The organism is Streptomyces sp. Y2F8-2, assembly GCF_014905555.1.
In the GTDB taxonomy this organism is placed as follows: Bacteria; Actinomycetota; Actinomycetes; order Streptomycetales; family Streptomycetaceae; genus Streptomyces; species Streptomyces cynarae.
The window spans coordinates 751,002-771,182 of sequence record NZ_BNGS01000003.1; the positions used below are offsets into that span (position 1 = coordinate 751,002).

At 69.5% G+C, this 20,181-nt stretch carries 17 protein-coding genes and 1 riboswitch; of the genes, 7 read left to right on the top strand and 10 right to left on the bottom strand.

Annotated elements, in window-relative coordinates; genetic code table 11:
* Positions 1 to 53: 53 nt before the first annotated feature.
* The 6 genes from SY2F82_RS13430 to SY2F82_RS13455 form a co-directional block, all read right to left on the bottom strand.
* Positions 54 to 1,124 carry a ribonucleotide-diphosphate reductase subunit beta gene (locus SY2F82_RS13430; RefSeq protein WP_200419234.1) on the bottom strand — a complete coding sequence of 357 codons (1,071 nt, stop codon included), beginning with the start codon at positions 1,122 to 1,124 and terminating at the stop codon, positions 54 to 56.
* The gene (locus tag SY2F82_RS13435; RefSeq protein WP_200419235.1) at positions 1,124 to 3,517 is read right to left on the bottom strand and encodes a ribonucleoside-diphosphate reductase subunit alpha; all 2,394 of its coding nucleotides are present in this window, start codon (positions 3,515 to 3,517) and stop codon (positions 1,124 to 1,126) included. The genes SY2F82_RS13430 and SY2F82_RS13435 overlap by 1 nt, the downstream gene beginning before the upstream one ends.
* Positions 3,518 to 3,639: 122 nt before the next feature.
* Positions 3,640 to 3,807: riboswitch (cobalamin riboswitch) on the bottom strand.
* A gap of 22 nt (positions 3,808 to 3,829) precedes the next feature.
* Positions 3,830 to 4,336 carry a GNAT family N-acetyltransferase gene (locus SY2F82_RS13440; RefSeq protein WP_200419236.1) on the bottom strand — a complete coding sequence of 169 codons (507 nt, stop codon included), beginning with the start codon at positions 4,334 to 4,336 and terminating at the stop codon, positions 3,830 to 3,832.
* An 81-nt stretch (positions 4,337 to 4,417) separates the two neighbouring features.
* Positions 4,418 to 6,046 carry a monocarboxylate uptake permease MctP gene (mctP, locus tag SY2F82_RS13445; RefSeq protein WP_200419237.1) on the bottom strand — a complete coding sequence of 543 codons (1,629 nt, stop codon included), beginning with the start codon at positions 6,044 to 6,046 and terminating at the stop codon, positions 4,418 to 4,420.
* Positions 6,043 to 6,309 carry a DUF3311 domain-containing protein gene (locus SY2F82_RS13450; protein WP_200419238.1) on the bottom strand — a complete coding sequence of 89 codons (267 nt, stop codon included), beginning with the start codon at positions 6,307 to 6,309 and terminating at the stop codon, positions 6,043 to 6,045. Before SY2F82_RS13450 ends, mctP begins: the two co-directional genes overlap by 4 nt.
* A 130-nt stretch (positions 6,310 to 6,439) precedes the next feature.
* Positions 6,440 to 7,204: a GntR family transcriptional regulator gene (locus SY2F82_RS13455; RefSeq protein WP_200419239.1), complete on the bottom strand. Its 765-nt coding sequence runs from the start codon at positions 7,202 to 7,204 to the stop codon at positions 6,440 to 6,442.
* A 422-nt stretch (positions 7,205 to 7,626) separates the two neighbouring features.
* On the opposite strand from SY2F82_RS13455, the gene SY2F82_RS13460 reads away from it, so the two are divergent.
* The 4 genes from SY2F82_RS13460 to SY2F82_RS13475 all read left to right on the top strand — a co-directional run bounded on the left by SY2F82_RS13460 (position 7,627) and on the right by SY2F82_RS13475 (position 12,416).
* Positions 7,627 to 8,910 carry an extracellular solute-binding protein gene (locus SY2F82_RS13460; protein WP_200419240.1) on the top strand — a complete coding sequence of 428 codons (1,284 nt, stop codon included), beginning with the start codon at positions 7,627 to 7,629 and terminating at the stop codon, positions 8,908 to 8,910.
* Positions 8,911 to 9,054: 144 nt separating this feature from the next.
* A complete protein-coding gene (locus SY2F82_RS13465; protein ID WP_200419241.1) occupies positions 9,055 to 10,047 on the top strand; it encodes a carbohydrate ABC transporter permease in 993 nt (330 codons plus the stop codon).
* Positions 10,048 to 10,052: 5 nt separating this feature from the next.
* Positions 10,053 to 10,913, top strand: coding sequence for a carbohydrate ABC transporter permease (locus SY2F82_RS13470; RefSeq protein ID WP_200419242.1), 861 nt, complete (start codon positions 10,053 to 10,055; stop codon positions 10,911 to 10,913).
* 9 nt (positions 10,914 to 10,922) lie between these two features.
* Complete coding sequence (locus tag SY2F82_RS13475) at positions 10,923 to 12,416, top strand: glycoside hydrolase family 3 protein (RefSeq protein WP_200419243.1); 1,494 nt, start codon at positions 10,923 to 10,925, stop codon at positions 12,414 to 12,416.
* Between the two features lie 80 nt (positions 12,417 to 12,496).
* Here the strand turns inward: SY2F82_RS13475 and nagB are convergent, their stop codons facing one another.
* Complete coding sequence (gene nagB / locus SY2F82_RS13480) at positions 12,497 to 13,282, bottom strand: glucosamine-6-phosphate deaminase (RefSeq protein ID WP_200419244.1); 786 nt, start codon at positions 13,280 to 13,282, stop codon at positions 12,497 to 12,499.
* Between the two features lie 348 nt (positions 13,283 to 13,630).
* On the opposite strand from nagB, the gene SY2F82_RS13485 reads away from it, so the two are divergent.
* Positions 13,631 to 14,701 carry an SIS domain-containing protein gene (locus tag SY2F82_RS13485; RefSeq protein WP_200419245.1) on the top strand — a complete coding sequence of 357 codons (1,071 nt, stop codon included), beginning with the start codon at positions 13,631 to 13,633 and terminating at the stop codon, positions 14,699 to 14,701.
* Positions 14,702 to 14,775: 74 nt separating this feature from the next.
* Here the strand turns inward: SY2F82_RS13485 and SY2F82_RS13490 are convergent, their stop codons facing one another.
* The gene (locus SY2F82_RS13490; protein ID WP_200419246.1) at positions 14,776 to 15,528 is read right to left on the bottom strand and encodes an SDR family oxidoreductase; all 753 of its coding nucleotides are present in this window, start codon (positions 15,526 to 15,528) and stop codon (positions 14,776 to 14,778) included.
* A gap of 91 nt (positions 15,529 to 15,619) precedes the next feature.
* On the opposite strand from SY2F82_RS13490, the gene SY2F82_RS13495 reads away from it, so the two are divergent.
* Together SY2F82_RS13495 and SY2F82_RS13500 are read left to right on the top strand one after the other, a co-directional pair.
* A complete protein-coding gene (locus tag SY2F82_RS13495; RefSeq protein ID WP_200419247.1) occupies positions 15,620 to 16,402 on the top strand; it encodes a TetR/AcrR family transcriptional regulator in 783 nt (260 codons plus the stop codon).
* A 426-nt stretch (positions 16,403 to 16,828) separates the two neighbouring features.
* Positions 16,829 to 18,295, top strand: coding sequence for a sensor histidine kinase (locus SY2F82_RS13500; protein ID WP_200419450.1), 1,467 nt, complete (start codon positions 16,829 to 16,831; stop codon positions 18,293 to 18,295).
* Between the two features lie 212 nt (positions 18,296 to 18,507).
* On the opposite strand, the gene SY2F82_RS13505 is transcribed toward SY2F82_RS13500, so the two are convergent.
* Together SY2F82_RS13505 and SY2F82_RS13510 are read right to left on the bottom strand one after the other, a co-directional pair.
* Complete coding sequence (locus SY2F82_RS13505) at positions 18,508 to 18,765, bottom strand: WhiB family transcriptional regulator (protein ID WP_003992873.1); 258 nt, start codon at positions 18,763 to 18,765, stop codon at positions 18,508 to 18,510.
* A 321-nt stretch (positions 18,766 to 19,086) separates the two neighbouring features.
* Positions 19,087 to 20,055, bottom strand: a complete 969-nt coding sequence (locus SY2F82_RS13510) for a diacylglycerol kinase family protein (protein ID WP_200419248.1) — start codon at positions 20,053 to 20,055, stop codon at positions 19,087 to 19,089.
* Positions 20,056 to 20,181: the final 126 nt, after the last annotated feature.

Consider the following 20,181-nt stretch of genomic DNA (forward strand, 5'->3'; position numbering starts at 1 on the left):
CGGACGCGGGTTCAGGCGGCCCTGGGGCCGCCTGAACCCGCGTCGGCAGGCGTTCAGAAGTCCTCGTCCAGGTCGACGGTGCCCTCCACCGCGACCTGGTACGCCGACGGACGCCGCTCGAAGAAGTTGGTCAGCTCCTGGACGCCCTGCAGCTCCATGAAGGAGAAGGGGTTCTCCGAGCCGTACACCGGGGCGAACCCGAGGCGGGTGAGGCGCTGGTCGGCGACGCACTCCAGGTACTGCCGCATCGAGTCGGTGTTCATGCCCGGCAGGCCGTCACCGCACAGATCGCGGGCGAACTGAAGCTCCGCCTCGACGGCCTCCCGGAGCATGTCGGTGACTTGCTGCCGGAGCTCGTCGTCGAAGAGGTCCGGCTCCTCCTTGCGGACGGTGTCCACGACGTCGAACGCGAACGACATGTGCATCGTCTCGTCGCGGAACACCCAGTTGGTGCCGGTGGCCAGGCCGTGCAGCAGGCCCCGGCTGCGGAACCAGTAGACGTACGCGAAGGCGCCGTAGAAGAACAGGCCCTCGATGCACGCGGCGAAGCAGATGAGGTTGAGGAGGAACCGACGGCGGTCCGCCTTCGTCTCCAGGCGCTCGATCTTCTCGACCGAGTCCATCCACTTGAAGCAGAACTCGGCCTTCTCGCGGATGGACGGGATGTTCTCCACGGCAGCGAAGGCCGCCGCCCGGTCGTCCGGGTCGGGGAGGTAGGTGTCCAGGAGTGTCAGGTAGAACTGGACGTGGACGGCCTCCTCGAAGAGCTGGCGGCTCAGGTAGAGCCGCGCCTCGGGGGAGTTGATGTGCTTGTAGAGGGTCAGCACCAGGTTGTTGGCCACGATCGAGTCGCCCGTCGCGAAGAACGCGACCAGCCGGCCGATCAGGTGCTGCTCGCCCGGGGTCAGCTTGGCGAGGTCCGCGACGTCCGAGTGGAGGTCGACCTCCTCCACGGTCCAGGTGTTCTTGATGGCGTCCCGGTAGCGCTCGTAGAAGTCCGGGTAGCGCATGGGGCGCAGGGTCAGCTCGAAGCCCGGGTCGAGGAGGTTCTGGTTCCGGGTGGATGTCGCGGTCGGCACGGAGCGCCGTCCATCAGGGGTGTTGGTCGGGTGACGGGTGGGCATTACTGGCAGGCCTCGCAGGACTCGGGGTTCTCAAGGGAGCAGGCGACCGCGTCGGGGTCGGCGACCTGCTGGACGGGGATGGGCTTCTGGGTCTGCGCCTGGCCCTGGGCGGCACGGGCGATACGGGTCGCCGGCCGAGAACGCAGGTAGTACGTCGTCTTCAGGCCCTGCTTCCAGGCGTACGCGTACATCGAGGAGAGCTTGCCGATGGTCGGCGTCTCCATGAACAGGTTCAGTGACTGGGCCTGGTCCAGGAACGGGGTGCGGGCGGCGGCCATGTCGATCAGGCCGCGCTGCGGGATCTCCCAGGCCGTGCGGTACAGCGCCCGTACGTCGGCCGGGATCCAGGCGAAGTCCTGCACCGAGCCGTTGGACTCGCGCAGCGCCTCACGGGTCCGGGCGTCCCACACGCCCAGCTCCTTCAGGTCGTTCACCAGGTAGGAGTTGACCTGGAGGAACTCCCCGGAAAGCGTCTCGCGCTTGAACAGGTTGGAGACCTGCGGCTCGATGCACTCGTAGACGCCGGCGATCGATGCGATCGTCGCGGTCGGGGCGATGGCCAGCAGCAGCGAGTTGCGCATCCCGGTCTTCGCGATCCGCTCGCGCAGCGCCGCCCAGCGCTCCGGCCACGTGAACTCGACGCCGTAGTGGTCCGGGTGCAGCACACCGCGGGCCGTACGGGTCTTCTCCCACGCCGGCAGCGGGCCGTTGCGTTCGGCGAGGTCCGTGGAGGCCTCGTAGGCAGCGAGCATGATGCGCTCGGCGATTCGGGTGGACAGCTGCCTCGCCTCAGGGGAGTCGAAGGGCAGCCGCAGCTTGAAGAAGACGTCCTGCAGGCCCATCGCCCCGAGGCCGACCGGGCGCCACTTGGCGTTCGAGCGGCCGGCCTGCCCGGTCGGGTAGAAGTTGATGTCCACGACGCGGTCGAGGAAGGTCACGGCCGTGCGGACCGTCTCGTCCAGCCGCTCCCAGTCGATGTCGCCGGTTGCGGTGTCGACGAAGGCACCGAGGTTGACCGACCCCAGGTTGCAGACCGCCGTCTCCCCGTCGTCGGTGACCTCCAGGATCTCCGTGCAGAGGTTGGAGGAGTGGATCACGTGGCCCGGCTCGGCCGTCTGGTTGGCGGTGCGGTTGGCGGCGTCCTTGAACGTCATCCAGCCGTTGCCGGTCTGCGCGAGGGTCCGCATCATGCGGCCGTACAGGTCCCTGGCGGGGATCGTCTTCTTGGCGAGACCTGCCGCCTCGGCCCTGCGGTAGGCGGCGTCGAACTCCTCGCCCCACAGGTCGACCAGCTCGGGCACGTCCGAGGGGGAGAACAGCGACCACTGCTCGTCCGCGTTGACCCGGCGCATGAACTCGTCCGGGATCCAGTGCGCGAGGTTGAGGTTGTGGGTGCGGCGGGCGTCCTCGCCGGTGTTGTCCCGCAGCTCCAGGAACTCCTCGATGTCGGAGTGCCAGGTCTCCAGGTAGACGGCGGCGGCACCCTTGCGCCGGCCGCCCTGGTTCACGGCGGCGACCGAGGCGTCGAGGGTCTTCAGGAACGGGACGATGCCGTTGGAGTGCCCGTTGGTGCCGCGGATCAGGGAGCCGCGGGAGCGGATGCGGGAGAAGGCGATGCCGATCCCGCCGGCGTGCTTGGAGAGGCGGGCGACCTGGTGGTAGCGCTCGTAGAGGGAGTCCAGCTCGTCCTTCGGGGAGTCGAGGAGGTAGCAGGACGACATCTGGGGGTGCCGGGTGCCGGAGTTGAAGAGGGTGGGGGAGGAGGGGAGGTAGTCGAGCCGGCTCATGAGCCCGTAGAGCGCGGCGACGTCGTCCACCGCCCGGCTGCCCGTCTGCGGATCGAACGCAGTGTCCTCGGCGAGCCCGGAGGCGACGCGGAGCATGAAGTGCTGGGGCGTCTCGACGACCTTGCGGGTGATCGGGTGGCGCAGGAGGTAGCGGCTGTGCAGGGTGCGCAGGCCGAAGTAGCCGAAGCGGTCGTCGGCCCGCTCGTCCACCAGGGCGTTGAGACGGTCGGCGTGCAGGCGTACGAACGTGGCGGTGCGGTCCGCGATGAGTCCTTCCCGGTGGCCGACGGCGATGGACTCGGTGAACGACGTGACGCCCTGGGAGGCGGCCTCGGCGCGGATGCCGATGGTCAGCAGGCGGGCGGCCAGCTTCGAGTAGGCGGGGTCCTCGGAGATGAGGCCCGCGGCGGCCTCCGTGGCCAGCTCGCGCAGCTCGGCCTCGTCGGCACGGGCGGACCGTCCGCGCAGCGCGGCGGCGGCGACCCGGCCGGGGTCGGCGTCGGGAAGGTCGGTGGTCAGCTCGGTCAGGGTCCGCAGCAGCGCGGCACCGGGACCGTCGGATTCCAGGCCCGTGGCTGAAGCCGGATCGACTGGCGCGATGGTCACGTGGGGCTCTCCCTCGCTCGGCACGGGGCCTGGCGGAGGGCAGGGGGCAGCACACGAGCGCACGCGGCGTCGCGTCCACCGGCCCATTCCGCGAGGCCCGGACGTCAGGGCACCCGGACCGGACGGCCGGGCGCACTGTCGGCAGGTCCTCGGACTGACGCTCGTACGACGGTATGCGGGCATACGTGTACGAGTACACCGTTGCGGGACAGTTCCGGATTCGCACCGGATTCCCCTGCGGCGACAGCGAGCATGAGCATACATCTTGTGCCGAGCTGCGGCGCCACCCCCAGATGTTGTGTCGCAGTCGCCTCAGAGTGTCAACTCGTAGGTGAGGAGGGTGATGTCGTCGAGTTGAGGGAGAGGGTTCCAGTCCCGCTCGGGTGTGCGAACGAAGCCCAGGCGTTCATAGATGCGATGGGCGGTGCGCATCGTGCGCTGGGTCGACAGGACGACCCGTACGCAGCCGTCCGTGGCCCGTGCGCGGTCGACGCAGGCCCGGACGAGAGCCTCTCCCGCGCCCCGGCCGCGTGCGGCGTGCGCGACCGCGAGCATCCGTATCTCGGCCTCCCCCGGTCCCGCGATGTCGGCCATGGGGCCGCCGGTCGGTACGAAGGTGACGCCGCCGAGAACATGCCCGTCCGCCACGGCCACCAGCACCTCTGCCGCGGCCGCCCGCCCTGCCACGTCCTTCAGTTCGTCGAGGTAGGCGTCGCTCTCGCCGAAGTCGAGGAGGCCGTCCCGGAGATAGGCCTGCGCGGTGGTCTCGCCGAGCGTGTCGTACTCGTCGGGGGTCGCCTGCCGGATGATGAGGTCCATGGGGCCGAGTGTGCCGGACGGGTACGACAACGGGCCGCCGGATTTTCTCCGACGGCCCGCTGACCCGCGTGCGACGTGGACTCAGTGCGAGGTGCCGGCCGTGGCCGGCGGCAGCTCCACCTGGACCCCCGGGTCGCCCGCGTCCGCCGTGTAGTCCTCCGGCTTCGTCTCGTCGATGCCCTCGGGAGCCTTCAGCGCCTTCAGGACGAACGTCAGCACCACCGTCACCACCACGTTCATCACGAACGCCGTCAGGCCGATGTAGCCGATCTCGCCGATGCCGGGGATCTCCTTGGCGGAGCCGCCGAAGTGCGGCTGGGTCGGGGACGCGACACCGTACGCCGCCAGCGTGCCGTAGACCATGCCGACCGCCCAGCCCGCCAGCAGCGCCCAGCGGTGGAACCAGCGGGTGAACAGACCGCCGACCAGGGCCGGGAAGGTCTGAAGGATCCAGATGCCGCCCAGCAGCTGGAAGTTGATGGCGACCGTCTTGTCCATGGTCAGGACGAAGACCAGGGCGCCCACCTTCACCAGCAGCGACACGAGCTTGGAGACCCTGGTCTCCTCCGCTGCCGTCGCGTGCGGATTGATGAAGTCCTTGTAGATGTTGCGGGTGAAGAGGTTCGCGGCTGCGATCGACATGATCGCCGCGGGCACCAGTGCGCCGATGCCGATCGCCGCGAAGGCCACTCCGGCGAACCAGTCCGGGAACATGTCCTCGAACAGCTGCGGAATCGCCAGCTGCCCGTTCTGGACCTTCACACCCGCGGCGATCGCCATGAAGCCCAGCAGCGCCAGCAGTCCCAGCATCAGCGAATACAGCGGCAGGATCGTGGTGTTGCGGCGGATCACCTCACGGCTGCGCGAGGACAGCGTGGCCGTGATCGAGTGCGGGTACATGAACAGGGCCAGCGCCGAGCCCAGCGCCAGTGTGGCGTACGTCCACTGGGTCGCCTCGGCCGGGACCAGGGCACCGCGCGGCTTGCCCGTCTTCGGGTTGGCCTGCGCGAACGCATGGCCCGCCTTCGCGAAGACGTCGTCGAAGCCGCCCAGCTTGATCGGGATGTAGATGATCGCCACCGCGATGACGATGTAGATCAGCGCGTCCTTCACGAACGCGATCAGGGCGGGCGCCCTGAGGCCCGACGAGTACGTGTACGCGGCCAGCACACCGAAGGCGATCAGCAGCGGCAGGTCCTTCACGAACCAGTTGGTGTTCTCGCCGCCGCCCACACCCATCACGTCCAGCACGGCCTGGATGCCCACCAGTTGGAGCGCGATGTACGGCATGGTCGCCAGGATTCCGGTGAGCGCCACCGCCAGCGACAGGCCCTTCGAACCGAACCGGCCGCGCACGAAGTCCGAGGTCGTGACGTACCCGTGCCGGTGCGAGACCGACCACAGGCGCGGCAGGAAGGTGAAGATCAGCGGGTACACCAGGATGGTGTACGGCACCGCGAAGAAGCCCGAGGCGCCCGCCGCGTAGATCGCCGCCGGCACGGCCACGAACGTGTACGCGGTGTACAGGTCGCCGCCGAGGAGGAACCAGGTGATCCAGGTTCCGAACGAGCGGCCGCCGAGGCCCCACTCGTCGAGGCTGTGCTCGTTGTCGGCCCTGCGCCAGCGCGCCGCCAGGAAGCCCATGACCGTGACGGCCAGGAAGAAGAAGACAAAGACGCCGAGCGCGACGCCGTTCACGCCGTCCTTCACTGCGACGCACCCCCCTGCCGGCCGGCGCGGGCGCGCTGGTCACGCTGCCACAGCTTGTACGCGAGCATCGTCAGCGCCGTGGAGATGAGCACCCACAGCATCTGGTACCAGTAGAAGAACGGGATGCCGATGAACGCGGGGTCCGTCTTGGCGTACGAGCCGACCCACAGCATCGCGACGAAGGGTGCTACAAGGCAGAGGGCGATGACGACGCGCACCGGCGTCACCACCGCCGCTCTGGCTGCATCTGGTTGATCGGACATGCGGCTCCGTCCCCTCACTGGTCACCTGTGCACCTGTGTAATGCGCAGGCAATGTAGGTGACCCCGTCATGAGAGCGGAAGCCCTCGTCCGCATATCGGTCGTGACCAGGTCCGGAAAGGCGCTGCTGGTTTACTCCGCAGGCCGCTTCAGCCGGGCCACGAACTTGTAGCGGTCCCCTCGGTAGACGGACCGCACCCACTCCACCGGCTTGCCCTCGCGGTCGAGCGAGTGGCGGGAGAGCATCAGCATCGGCAGGCCCACGTCCGTACCGAGCAGACCCGCCTCACGCGGGGTGGCAAGCGAGGTCTCGATGGTCTCCTCGGCCTCCGCGAGATGGACGTCGTAGACCTCCGCGAGCGCCGTGTAGAGGGAGGTGTACTTCACCAGCGAGCGGCGCAGCGCCGGGAAGCGCTTGGCGGACAGGTGGGTCGTCTCGATGGCCATCGGCTCGCCGCTCGCCAGTCGCAGCCGCTCGATGCGCAGCACCCGGCCGCCGGGCGAGATGTCGAGCAGCCCGGCGAGCGTGTCGTCGGCCGTGATGTAGCCGATGTCCAGCAACTGAGAGGTCGGCTCCAGGCCCTGCGCGCGCATGTCCTCCGTGTACGAGGTCAGTTGCAGTGCCTGGGACACCTTCGGCTTGGCGACGAACGTGCCCTTGCCCTGGATGCGTTCGAGCCGTCCCTCGACGACCAGCTCCTGCAACGCCTGGCGCACCGTCGTGCGGGAGGTGTCGAACTCCGCGGCCAGCGTGCGCTCGGGCGGCACCGGCGTGCCCGGCGCCAGCGTCTCCGTCATGTCGAGCAGATGCTTCTTCAGACGGTAGTACTTGGGCACGCGCGCGGTGCGGACGGTCGTCCCGCCCTCGCTCTCCGCACTGCTGACATCGGTGCTCATGCTCTGCCTTCCCGGCTCCGGATGCCGAAGCGACCGACAGTCCGTCGGTCACGGCTCACATCGTGGCACGGCTTCATGGGGAGCAGGGCCCCACGCTCCGTGATCCCCGTTCCACGGACGGGGATCCCCTCTGTATACCGTCGGCATCCTCGCTGGTCTAGTCCACATCGTGGAAGTGGTCCAGTCGCGGCCGCGGGAATCCGGGTGCCCGTTTTCGCTGGGTTCCTACTTAAAGGTCCTTTCATATGTAGGTCACATAACGAACACCCTGAGCGGCTCGAACACCCTTGACGCGCCTATTGGTCTGAGCCAAGCTCCCCCCTACTGGTCTACACCATTGGTCCAGTCCCGGCCCCACGGGCGGTGCGCGTCGTCACGCCGCGGGGACAAGGGGGGTTTGTGGCATCCCTGAGGAGGATGGCGTGAAGCGCAAACTGACAGTCGCGATCGGTATCGCGGGCATGATGGTCTCCATCGCGGCGTGCGGCGGCGGGAAGTCCGGCGGGTCGAGCACGGGGGCGGACGCCAAGGAGCTCACCGTCTGGCTGACGGTCGACGCCCAGAACAACTGGCCGGCGCTGGTGAAGGCCGCCGACGACGCGGTGCTGAAGAAGCACCCGGGGCTGAAGATCAACCACGAGTACTACGGCTGGCCGGACAAGAACACCAAGCTCGACGCCGTCCTCGCCACCGACAAGGCGCCCGACGTGGTCGAGATGGGCAACACCGAGATGCTCGGTTACATGGTCAAGGGCGCCTTCGCCCCCGTGGACGCGGCCAAGTTCGACAACTCGGCCCAGTGGCTGGACGGCCTCAAGGCCTCCGTGACATACGACGGCAAGACCTACGGCGTCCCCTACTACGCCGGCGGCCGCGTCGCCAACTGGCGCAAGGACATCGCCGCTTCGGTCGGTGTGAAGACGCCGCCGAAGACGTACCAGGAGCTCACCGCCGACCTGGACAAGATCCAGACGAAGGAGGGCAGCGGGTTCAGCGCCTGGTACCAGCCCACGCGCGACTGGTACGCGGCCATGTCCTTCGTCTACGACGCCGGCGGCTCCATCGCCAAGCAGGAGGGCGGCCAGTGGAAGGCCGACCTCTCCTCGCCGGAGTCCCTCAAGGGCCTCAACGAGTTCAAGACGGTCATCGACAAGTACATGCACGGCGACAAGACCAAGGACGAATCCGACCGGTACATCGTCTACGGCCAGGGCAAGTCCGCCATGATCTTCGGCGCCGCCTGGGAGGGCGCGGCCGCGGCCGACCCGAAGGCCGACAAGACCGGGGGCAAGCTGAAGACCAGCCTCGAGAACTTCGTGATGCCTGGTCCGTCCGGCAAGAACATGCCCGTCTTCCTGGGCGGTTCCGACCTGGCGATCCCGGTGAAGTCCAAGGCGCAGGCACTGGCCGCCGAGTGGATCAACGCGTTCACCGGATCGCAGGGCCAGAAGGGCCTCATCGCCAAGGGCAACCTGCCCAACAACAAGACCGACCTCGCGACCCTGAAGAACGACCCGGCGACGGCGGTCCCGGCCACCGCGGCCGAGTCCAACTGGTTCGTCCCCATGGCACCCGGCTGGGGCCAGGTCGAGAAGGCGCAGGTCCTGCAGACGATGCTGCAGGACATCGGCACCGGCAAGAAGTCGGTCGAGGCCGCCGCGAAGGACGCGGACGCCGCGATCGACAAGGTCATCAACACCAAGTGAGCCGACGGCAGGGCCCCGTGGACCCCGGGGGTGTTCGGGGAGGGGCCCTGCGTCTCGTACGACCGTGGGGGCGCGGCTGCCGTCCTCCCGCGACCGTGCGGGTTTCGCCTTCGTACGACCTGAAGGACCGCTGAGGAGCGCGCGATGAGTGCCGCAGACACGACCACCCCTGCCAAGGTGCCGCCGCCGCGGCCGGCGCCTCCACCACCGGGCGTCGCCACCGTGAGGCCACGCAGAGGGCGGGCGCCGGGCGGGGCCGCCGTCCCCTGGGCGCTGCTCGCCCCCTGTCTGCTGGTCCTCGCCCTGGTGATGGGCTATCCGCTGGTCCGCCTGGTGACCCTGTCCTTCCAGAAGTTCGGCCAGTCCCAGCTGTGGGGGTTCCAGCCGGCCCAGTCGGCCGGCCTCGCCAACTTCACCAACGTCCTTGAGGACGGCGAGTTCTGGGCGGTCGTCGTGCGCACGACCGTCTTCGCGGCCGGCTCGGTGATCTTCACCATGGTCCTCGGCATGCTGATCGCGCTGCTGCTCCAGCGGGTCTCCGGCTGGATGAAGACGCTGATCAACGTCGTGCTGGTGGCCAGCTGGGGCATGCCGGTCATCGTGGCCACCACCGTCTTCAAATGGCTCTTCGACTCGGACTACGGCATCCTCAACGCTCTGCTGAGCAAGCTGCCCGGCGTGCATCTGATCGGCCACAACTGGTTCGCGAGCGGACCGCAGGGTCTGGCCGTGATCATGCTCCTCGTGGTCTGGGGAGCCGTCCCGTTCGTCGTCATCACGCTCGGCGCGGGCCTCACTCAGGTGCCGAAGGAGCTGGAGGAGGCGGCCCGGCTCGACGGCGCGGGCTCCTGGGGCGTGTTCCGGCATGTCACCCTCCCGATCCTGAAGCCGATCATCGTGATGCTCACGACCCTCTCCGTCATCTGGGACATGGGCGTCTTCCCGCAGGTCTTCGTGATGCGCGGCGGCCACCCCGAGGCCGAGTTCCAGCTGCTCACCACCTACTCGTACGACCGGGCGTTCGTGGTCAACGACTACGGCCAGGGCTCCGCGATCGCGCTGATCACCGTGCTGTTGCTGCTCGGCGTCGTCGCCCTCTACATGCGTCAGATGCTGAAGATCGGAGAAGTCGAATGAGCGGCATGAGCGCGACGACGCTCGCCGGGCGCGACCTGGCCCGCCGCCGGACCAGGTCCCGGCTCGGCTGGAACCTCCTCGGCCTGCTGGTCTTCCTCACCGCGGGCTTCCCCGTCTACTGGATGATCGACACGGCGTTCAAACCGGCGAAGGACGCCATCGACCCGGACCCGAGTCTGCTGCCCACGGGCGTCACACTGGCCAACTTCCGCCGGGCGCTGGACATCGCCGACTTCTGGGGACCGGTCGGCCGCAGTCTGATCGTGTCACTGTCGGTGGTCGCGATCGGCATCGTCGTCGGCATGCTGGCCGCGCTCGCCATCTCCCGGTTCGCCTTCCGCGGCCGGAAGATCGTGATCGTGGGCATCCTGGCGATCCAGATGGTCCCGCTCGTCGCCATGATCATTCCGGTGTTCCTGCTGCTCAACGACCTCGGACAGTACGACAAGCTGTCCGGCCTCATCATCACCTACCTGACCTTCATCCTCCCGTTCACGGTGTGGACGCTGCGCGGCTTCATCGTCAACATCCCGCGCGAGCTGGAGGAGGCGGCGATGGTGGACGGCTGCTCGCGTACCGGGGCCTTCCTGCGCGTGGTCTTCCCGCTGCTGGCCCCCGGTCTGGTCGCCACCTCGGTCTACGGCTTCATCCAGGCCTGGAACGAGTACCTGTACGCCCTGATGCTGATGAGCCAGCAGAACCAGACCGCGACCGTGTGGCTCGGCAACTTCACCACCAAGCACGGCACCGAGTACGCCCCGATGATGGCCGGCGCCACGATGATGGCGGTGCCGATCGTCGTGCTCTTCCTCCTCGTCCAGCACAAGATGGCCGCGGGCCTCACCGCGGGCGCCGTGAAGGGATAACGCCCTCCGATGACGACATTCGCCAGCGGTACGGACACTCTGACGCGCGACGCGCTGACGGTCCTCCAACCCGGTTTCATCGGCACCACCGCCCCCGACTGGCTGCTGCGGCGCCTCGGCGAGGGCCTGGCGTCCGTGGGCCTGTTCGGCCGCAACATCACCTCACCCGGACAACTCGCCGCGCTGACAGCCCAGTTGCGCGCCGAACGCGACGACGTGCTCGTCGCGATCGACGAGGAGGGCGGAGACGTCACCCGCCTGGAGGTGCGGACCGGCTCCTCCTTCCCGGGCAACCACGCGCTGGGCGCGGTCGACGACGTCGACCTGACCCGCGAGGCGGCGTACGCACTCGCCCGCCGGCTCGCCGAGTGCGGGGTCAACTTCAACTGGGCGCCCTCGGCCGATGTGAACTCCAACCCCGCCAACCCGGTGATCGGCGTCCGGTCCTTCGGCGCCGACCCTCAGCTGGTCGCCCGCCACACCGCCGCCTACGTCACCGGCCTGCAGTCCGCCGGCGTCGCCGCCTGCACCAAGCACTTCCCGGGCCACGGCGACACGGAGGTCGACTCCCACCTCGCCCTCCCGCGCATCGACGCGGAACCAGCGGTGCTCCAGGACCGCGAACTCGCCCCGTTCCGCGCGGCGATCACCGCCGGCACGCGGGCGGTGATGAGCGCGCACATCCTCGTCCCGGCCCTGGACCCGGACCGCCCGGCAACGTTGTCCCGGCGCATCCTGACCGACCTGCTGCGCGACGAGCTCGCCTACGACGGCCTGATCGTCACCGACGGCATGGAGATGCGGGCGATCGCCGGGACGTACGGCATCGAGCGCGGCAGCGTCCTCGCCATCGCGGCCGGTGCCGACGCCATCTGCGTGGGGGGCGGCCTGGCGGACGACGAGACGGTACGACGGCTGCGGGACGCCCTGGTGGCGGCGGTCCGCTCCGGCGAGCTGGCCGAGGAACGGCTCGCCGAGGCCGCGGAACGCGTACGGGCGCTGGCACGGTGGACGGCGTCGGCGGCAGCGGACGGCGCCGGCCCACACCGGCCGCCCGTCGCCGACATCGGACTGCTCGCGGCGCGCCGCGCGCTGACGGTCACCGGCGAAGAGGGCTTCACCCCGCTCACCGAGCCGCCCTACGTCGCCGCCCTCACCCCCGTCGCCAACATCGCGGTCGGCGACGAGACCCCGTGGGGCGTGGCCGCCGAACTGCTCCGCCTGCTTCCCGGCACGGAGACCGGCAGCTTCGCCGGGGAGGCGGCGGGCCGTGCGGCGCTGGCGGCCGCCGGGCCCCGGCGGATCGTGGCGGTGGTCCGCGACGAGCACCGCCACCCCTGGATGGCCTCCGCCCTGGACACGCTCCTCGCGCAGCGTCCCGACACCATCGTGGTCGAGATGGGCGTGCCCCAGGCCGCTCCTCGCGGCGCCCTGCACATCGCCACCCACGGGGCGGCACGGGTGTGCGGTCGGGCGGCGGCGGAGGTCATCGCGGGCCGTTGAGCCGTGGCGGGGAGGACGCCGGGTCCGGGTGCCGTCCGGACCCGGCGTCCTCCTTGTGAGGCGTCTTCCTTGTGAGGGGGCTAGATGCCCTGCCAGTCGGGCTTGTTGGCGTAGGTGTGCCGGAAGTAGTCGGCGAGCTTCAGCTTGGACGCGGCGGCCTCGTCCACGACGACGGTCGCGTGCGGGTGGAGTTGGAGCGCGGAGGCCGGGCAGACGGCGGCCACCGGGCCCTCGACGGTCGCGGCGACCGCGTCCGCCTTGCCCTCGCCGGTCGCCAGCAGCACCAGGTGCCGCGCCTCGAGGATGGTGCCTATGCCCTGGGTGATCACATGGTGCGGCACCTGGTCGATGTCGCCGTCGAAGAAGCGGGCGTTGTCGATACGGGTCTGCTCGGTGAGCGTCTTGATGCGGGTGCGGGAGGCGAGCGAGGAGCACGGCTCGTTGAACCCGATGTGCCCGTCGGTCCCGATCCCGAGCAGCTGCAGATCCACGCCGCCGGCCTCGGTGAGCGCCCTGTCGTACGCCGCGCACGCGGCCTGGACGTCCTCCGCGGTGCCGTCGGGCCCCAGGAAGGCGTCCATGCCTATGCCGAGCGGCTCCAGCACCTCTCGCCGGAGGACGGAACGGTACGACTCCGGATGGTCCGCGGGGAGTCCGACGTACTCGTCGAGCTGGGCGACGCGCGCCCGCGAAAGGTCCACGGCACCGGAACGCGCCCTCGCTGCCAGGGCCTCGTACACCGGCAACGGTGTCGACCCGGTGGCCACACCGAGCAGGGCGTCGGGCTTGCGTCGGAGCAGCTGTGCCATGGCCTCGGCGATGAGCTCGCCACCCGCCTGGGCGTCCGGAACGATGACAACTTCCACGCTGGGCCTGCCGATCTGAGGAGAGGGACTGGAACCAGGGAGAGGGACCATGTGGTTTAGACCAATCTAACAGAGGTGGGGCCGGCGCAGGGCTGCGGACAGGGGTACAGGCGGGAGGTGGGAAGGCGGTTCGGCGGGAGCCGGCGGCGCCCGGAACGCGGGCCCGGCCGAGGCCGCCCGCCTGGCGGATTCGGGCCGGCAGGCGTGCAGATCTGCCGCGCTCTGCCCGGTGTCACCGGGCGCAGATCCGCCACTGCCTCCCCGCCGAGGCATCGCCGGGTCCGAGGGGGTGGAATAGGAGCCGTCAGGACAGAGCGAGAGGCACTGCCCAGCCCGGGAGGAACCCCCATGACGCCGACGACACCGGACCCTCAGCGAGACCTCCCGGGACGGACCATGGCCCGGGAGATGGCCGAACAGCCCGCCGTGCTGCGCCGCATCCTCGACGAGGGGGCGCCGCGCATCCGGGAGGTGGCCCGCGAGGTCGCCGCCCGCAAGCCCCGGTTCGTGCTGCTGACGGCCCGCGGCACCTCGGACAACGCCGCGCTCTACGCCAAGTACCTCCTGGAGATCCGCCTCGGCCTGCCCTGCGGTCTCACCTCGATGTCCACGACCACGGCCTACGGCGCCCGCCCCGACCTCACCGACGTCCTCGTCATCACCGTCAGTCAGTCCGGCGGCTCCCCGGACCTGGTCGCCTCGACGCGGGCCGCCCGCGAGGCTGGCGCCCTCACGCTCGCCGTGACCAACAACCCGGACTCACCGCTGGCCGCCGTCTCCGAGTACCACATCGACGTCATGGCCGGTGAGGAGAAGGCCCTCCCTGCGACCAAGACCTACACCGCCTCCCTCCTCGCCCTCTATCTCTTCGTCGAAGGGCTGCGCGGCGGCGACGGCGCCCCCGCGAAGGCACTGCCCGACCTCGCCGAGCAACTCCTCGCCCGCCAGGACGAGGTCCGCACCCTCGCCGCCCGCTACCGCTTCGCCGAGCGCATGGTCATCACCTCGCGCGGCTACGGCTACCCCACCGCCAAGGAAGCCGCCCTGAAGCTGATGGAGACCAGCTACATCCCCGCGCTCTCCTACTCCGGCGCCGATCTCCTGCACGGCCCGCTCGCCATGGTCGACAACGTCTCGCCGGTCATCGCCGTCGTGACGGACGGCAAGGGCGGCGCCGCGCTCCAGCCCGTACTCGACCGGCTGCGCGGCCGCGGCGCCGACCTCGTCGTCATCGGGCCGACCAGCCAGGTCGAGCAGGCATCGGCGGGGTTCGTCCTGCCGACCGAGGGCGTGGCCGAGGAGGTCCAGCCGATCCTGGAGATCATCCCGCTCCAGCTCCTCGCGTACGAGGTCACCATCGCCCGCGGCCAGGACCCGGACGCCCCGCGCGCCCTGGCGAAGGTCACGGAGACGCACTGATAGCGGCTGGACGCGCCGGAAGTGACGGAGACGCACTATAAGGGGCTGGATGTGCCGAAGGTCCGCGGGAGCCCCTAGGTCAGCGAACCTCCCGTCGCGTCCACCCAGCTGCCCGTGACCCACCGGCCGGCGTCCGAGGCCAGGAACGCCACCACGTCGGCGACGTCCGCCGGAGTGCCCACGCGGCCCAGTGCCGATATGGAGGCGGCCCAGGCCGCGCCGTCCTGCGTGCCGTGCAGCAACTCCGCGGTGTTGTCGGTGTCGATGATCCCGGGCGCCACCGAGTTCACGGTGATGCCGCGATGGCCCAGCAGCTTGGACAGGTCGCGGGTGAAGACGTCCAGGGCGCCCTTCGTCATCGCGTAGGCGATCTGCTGCGGCATCGCCGCGGTCCTGGACAGACCGGAGGAGATGTTGATGACACGACCGCCGTCCCTCAACCGGTCCAGGCCGCGGCGCACGATGAAGAACGGCGCCTTCACATTCACCGCGAAGACCTTGTCGTACTCCTCTTCCTCGATCTCCGACAGCGGGCGCGCACCGCCGATCCCCGCGTTGTTGACCAGGATGTCCAGGCCGTCCGCATGGCGGTCGAACGCCTCCCACAGGGCCTGGGCGTCGCCCGGCAGCCCCAGCTCGACGCCGAGCGCGAATGCGGAACCGCCGGCCGCCTCGATCGCCGCGACCGTCTCCTTCGCCGCCGCCTCGTTCCGGCCGTAGTGCACGGCCACCCGCGCACCGTCACGCGCCAGCCGCTCGGCGATTCCCCGGCCGATGCCCCTGCTCGCCCCCGTGACGAGCGCGGTCCTCCCCGCGAGCACGTCCATGCCGATGCCCCCATTCCCTAGCGATCGATACAGAAAAGACCGTACTGCAGGGCCGGGTCATTTCTCTAGCCCCCGCTATAAAATCCATCCCATGGTGGAGAGCCAGGACACCGACCGACGGACCGAGCCGCTGCCCGGTGGGCTGACACGGGCCGCGGTCGAGCGCGAGCCCGCGGCCAAATCGACGCCGGCGCGCGGCGGTTCCGGGTCGTCCCGCCCACGCGGACGCCCCCGTTCCTTCGATCGCGAGACCGCGCTCGAAAAGGCCCTCCTCGCGTTCTGGGAGCACGGCTACGAGGCCACCTCCGTCTCCGACCTCACCCGGGTCATGGGGATCGGTGCGCCGAGCCTGTACGCGGCGTTCGGTGACAAGCGGTCCCTCTTCGAGGAGGTCGTCGGCGTCTACGACGAGCGGTACGGATCCTTCGGCGACCGGGCCCTCGCCGAGGAGCCCACCGCTCGTGCTGCTGTCGAGCGGATGCTGCGCGAGGCCGCCGAGATCTACACCGCTCCCGGGCACCCGCACGGCTGCCTCGTCATCCACGCCGCCGCCAACTGCACGACGCCGGAGATCGAAGAGTCCTTGCGGGCGCGGCGCAACGCCAACATCGACGCCTTCGAGAGTCGTATCCGGGCCGGAGCCGCCGCCGGTGAGCTGCCCGCCGATACCGATGCCCGCACACTCGCCCGGTACGTCGGCGCGATCATCCAGGGCATGTCCCAACAGGCGCGTGACGGGGCCACCCGGGAGGAACTGGAAGCACTCGCCGAGCTCGCCCTGGCCGTCTGGCCCCGCGCACGAACCGACCGGGACTACGCTCCGAGTGGGCCGTCGGGATGGCCGGGACGGATGCGTGCGGACATGGATGTCTGATAAAGAGACAACAACAAACATCCTCAAACGCATGGACACATGCCCCGAGACCCAGGCACCATGGTCTCGCCGGCGTGGTCTAGTCCATCACGCCGACAACCCTAGGTAAAGTAAGTAAAGACACAAGCCCCGCCTTCCCCGCACAGGAAGGCGGACCGAGGAACCGGCGCTCTCTGCCCTGACTGCTCCGGCTCCTCGACCTTCGGCCGACCGGGACCGCACACCCCGCGGCCGTTGATGCTCCGGGCTGCGGTGCCGGGAGGGTTGAGGGTCCCTCCCAGGCGCCGCGGCCCGCGGGTGCTTTCGGGGGCCGTACGTGGCGCCGCATCCCGGGCCGCCTCCCCGGCAGGGTCGTACCGAGGTGCCTGCACCGGCCGATTTCGATCGATGTCCGAACGCCCAGGTACCCTCGCACACGTGCCCTCCATGAACGAACTGGTCCGCCAGCACACCGCCCTCAGCGACTCCGACCTGGAGTGGCTGCATCTGCTGGTGTCGGAGTGGCAGCTGCTGTCCGACCTCTCCTTCGCCGACCTGGTCCTGTGGGTGCCCACTCTCGACGGCACCCGGTATGTGTCGGTGGCCCAGATGCGCCCCAACACCGGCCCCACGTCCTACCAGGACGACATGGTCGGCCACCTCGTCCCCCGCGGCCGCCGCCCCATGCTGGACGCGGCCCTGGACGAGGGCCGGATCGTGCGCGAGGGCGACCCGGAGTGGCGCGAGGAGGTCCCGGTCCGGGTCGAGTCCATCCCCGTCCGCTGCGGCGGGCGCGTCCTCGGCGTCATCGCGCGCAACACCAACCTGCTGACCGTGCGCACCCCGAGCCGCCTGGAGCTCACCTACCTCCAGAGCGCCTCCGACCTGGCCCAGATGATCGCGGCCGGCGCCTTCCCGTTCCCCGACCAGCAGGTCGACATGGACGCCTCACCGCGCGTCGGCGACGGCCTGATCAGGCTCGACGCGGACGGCATCGTCCAGTACGCCTCACCGAACGCGCTGTCGGCGTACCACCGGCTCGGCCTCGCCGCCGACCTCGTCGGCCACCACCTCGGCAAGACCACCGCGGAACTCGCCCCGACCAAGGGGCCGGTGGACGAGGCACTGGTCAAGCTGGCCAGCGGATGGGCGCCGCGCGAGTTCGAGATCGAGGCCAACGACGGGGTGATCCAGTTCCGCGCGATCCCCCTCAAGCCCAAGGGCACGCGCATCGGCTCGCTGGTCCTGCTCCGGGACGTCACCGAACTGCGGCGCCGCGAGCGCGAGTTGATCACCAAGGACGCGACCATCCGGGAGATCCACCACCGGGTGAAGAACAACCTCCAGACGGTCGCCGCCCTGCTCCGCCTGCAGGCCCGCCGCATCGAGTCCGATCGTGGCAGGGAGGCCCTCGAGGAGGCCGTGCGACGGGTCGGCTCGATCGCCATCGTCCATGAGACGCTGTCCCAGAACCTGGACGAGCGCGTGGAGTTCGACGAGATCGCCGACCGGGTGCTCGCCATGGTCGCGGAGATCTCGCCCGGCATGGTCACCGGCCGGCGCAGCGGCCGCTTCGGCATCCTCGACGCGGAGGTCGCCACGCCGCTGTCCATGGTGCTCACCGAGGTCCTGCAGAACGCGCTGGAGCACGGCTTCCGTCAGGGCGACACCGGCACGGTCGAGGTCTCGGCCGTCCGCGGCGGTACGCCGAAGGAGGCGCGCCTCCTGGTCACCGTCCAGGACGACGGGGTCGGCCTGCCCGAGGGCTTCGATCCGCAGACCGCGGGCAACCTCGGACTGCAGATCGTGCGGACGCTGGTGGAGGGCGAGTTGGGCGGGACCTTCGACATGGTCCCGGCCCCGGGGCGCGGCACGCGGGTGATCCTGGACATCCCGGTTCGTGCGCAGAAGTGAGCCCGGGCGGCGGCCGAGCCGGTACGGACACCGCCGTTCCCCGGCCCCTGAGGGCATCGTCCCCACAGCAATGAGCCCCGGACCACCAAGTGGTCCGGGGCTAAAGCTCGTTGGTGCCAGCTGCTGCTAGCGACTGCGCGCTGCGGCTCGGGGGCGGGAGAAGCGTACTCGCTGTACGCGCCGCCAAGCTCAGGCTCGTTGGGGCGGGTGTGTCAGGCGGAGGCCTGACGGGCCCGGTTGCGGGCGGCGCGGCGCTTCATGGCGCGGCGCTCGTCCTCGCTGAGACCACCCCAGACGCCGGAGTCCTGGCCGGACTCGAGCGCCCACTGCAGGCACTGCTCGATAACCGGGCAGCGACGGCAGACGGCCTTGGCTTCCTCGATCTGCAGCAGCGCAGGACCAGTGTTGCCGATGGGGAAGAAGAGCTCGGGGTCTTCCTCGCGGCAAACGGCGTTGTGACGCCAGTCCATGGCTGCTACCTCTCCGTGGTATTACGTGCAGATTGCTTGTGAATGTGAACGCTTTCACGAATCCCTCAACAAGTGAAGGGCCGATCGTCAGACTCACTGACGTGGTCCTGTGAATTGAGGAGGGGTTCGAGCGCTCTCGATGGAAGCCGGTGTTGCGGGCTGTCCCGAGCGCCACGTAGAGACTCGCAAACCTCAGCGGCGGATACAACCCCTTCCGGAAAGTTTTTTTTGATTCCTTGGTGTCGACTAGGTCACAGCCGTACTTCCAAGGGGTGGATCCTGGCCTAAACGTTCGAGTGAAAGGACTTTAGCCCCTTCTGCTCACACAATCACACGCAGTGCACGGCGTACGCCTGTGAACGTCACGCTCGTACGCACCCCGAGGTGGTCACCGTCCATCTGAAGGGGGAGGGGCGCCTTGGAATGCAAGGTGAACCCGGTCAGGTCGTGCAGCGCGACCACATGCCTGCCCCGGGGCCCCCGCTCGGGGGACGAAGTGAGCAACTGGGTCGCATACCGGGCAACCGAGGCCGTCGAGAGGCGGCTGAGGGCCAGCACGTCGAGGCCGGTATCGAACGAGGCCTTAGGCGAGGCGTACACCGGACGGTTGCCGAGAAACGTCCAGGGCGCGGTGTTGCAGATTATGGACATGACCAGATCCGTGACCGGCTCCTCGCCCGCCCGCTCCAGAGTGATCGTGCCGTGCCTGCGATGCGGTTCCTCCAGGAACTGGCGGACCATCTGGCGCAGATAGAGCGCATGCGTGGACCGCTTGCCCTGCTCCCGCTGCTGCTCCACTCGGCCCACCACTCCCGCGTCGAAGCCGAAGCCTGCGTTGAAGGTGAACCAGCGGGAGGGCACCGCCTCGTCCTCGGTGCCCGGGGTGCCCGCGGCGAGACCGAGGCCGACCACACGCTCACGGCGCTCGCGCAGGCCGTCGAGGATGGCGCCGGTGGCCTCCACGACGTCGTTGGGCAGGCCGAGGGCGCGGGCGAAGACGTTGGTCGAGCCGCCGGGCACCACGGCGAGCAGGGGGAGGCGGTCGGGGTCGGGGCCGTGGTGCAGCAGGCCGTTGACGACCTCGTTGACCGTGCCGTCGCCGCCGAGCGCCACGACCAGGTCTATGTCCTCGCTCTCCGCGGCCTGCCGGCCGAGGTCCCGGGCGTGCCCCCGGTACTCGGTGGTCACCGCCTCGAGCTTCATCTCGCTCGCCAGAGCGTGGATGAGGACATCACGGGTACGTGCGCTTGTGGTGGTTGCCGCCGGATTGACCACGAGAAGTGCACGCATGGTGTGCAGAGTACCTACTGGGCGGTACTCGGCCCTAGCCCGGGTAGGGATCGGGTAAGAGGGCCGGGAGTGGTCCTGGGCACAGAGGGGCCGAAGGCGTCGGCCGCGGTGGCCGGGGGCGAGGGC

Bases quoted from the DNA above. Each gene is read 5' to 3' on its own strand.
- SY2F82_RS13430 (WP_200419234.1), bottom strand. From the start codon at position 1,124: ATGCCCACCCGTCACCCGACCAACACCCCTGATGGACGGCGCTCCGTG.
- SY2F82_RS13440 (WP_200419236.1), bottom strand. From the start codon at position 4,336: ATGGACCTCATCATCCGGCAGGCGACCCCCGACGAGTACGACACGCTC.
- SY2F82_RS13450 (WP_200419238.1), bottom strand. From the start codon at position 6,309: ATGTCCGATCAACCAGATGCAGCCAGAGCGGCGGTGGTGACGCCGGTG.
- SY2F82_RS13455 (WP_200419239.1), bottom strand. From the start codon at position 7,204: ATGAGCACCGATGTCAGCAGTGCGGAGAGCGAGGGCGGGACGACCGTC.
- SY2F82_RS13465 (WP_200419241.1), top strand. From the start codon at position 9,055: ATGAGTGCCGCAGACACGACCACCCCTGCCAAGGTGCCGCCGCCGCGG.
- SY2F82_RS13470 (WP_200419242.1), top strand. From the start codon at position 10,053: ATGAGCGCGACGACGCTCGCCGGGCGCGACCTGGCCCGCCGCCGGACC.
- SY2F82_RS13475 (WP_200419243.1), top strand. From the start codon at position 10,923: ATGACGACATTCGCCAGCGGTACGGACACTCTGACGCGCGACGCGCTG.
- SY2F82_RS13485 (WP_200419245.1), top strand. From the start codon at position 13,631: ATGACGCCGACGACACCGGACCCTCAGCGAGACCTCCCGGGACGGACC.
- SY2F82_RS13490 (WP_200419246.1), bottom strand. From the start codon at position 15,528: ATGGACGTGCTCGCGGGGAGGACCGCGCTCGTCACGGGGGCGAGCAGG.
- SY2F82_RS13495 (WP_200419247.1), top strand. From the start codon at position 15,620: ATGGTGGAGAGCCAGGACACCGACCGACGGACCGAGCCGCTGCCCGGT.
- SY2F82_RS13500 (WP_200419450.1), top strand. From the start codon at position 16,829: ATGAACGAACTGGTCCGCCAGCACACCGCCCTCAGCGACTCCGACCTG.
- SY2F82_RS13505 (WP_003992873.1), bottom strand. From the start codon at position 18,765: ATGGACTGGCGTCACAACGCCGTTTGCCGCGAGGAAGACCCCGAGCTC.
- SY2F82_RS13510 (WP_200419248.1), bottom strand. From the start codon at position 20,055: ATGCGTGCACTTCTCGTGGTCAATCCGGCGGCAACCACCACAAGCGCA.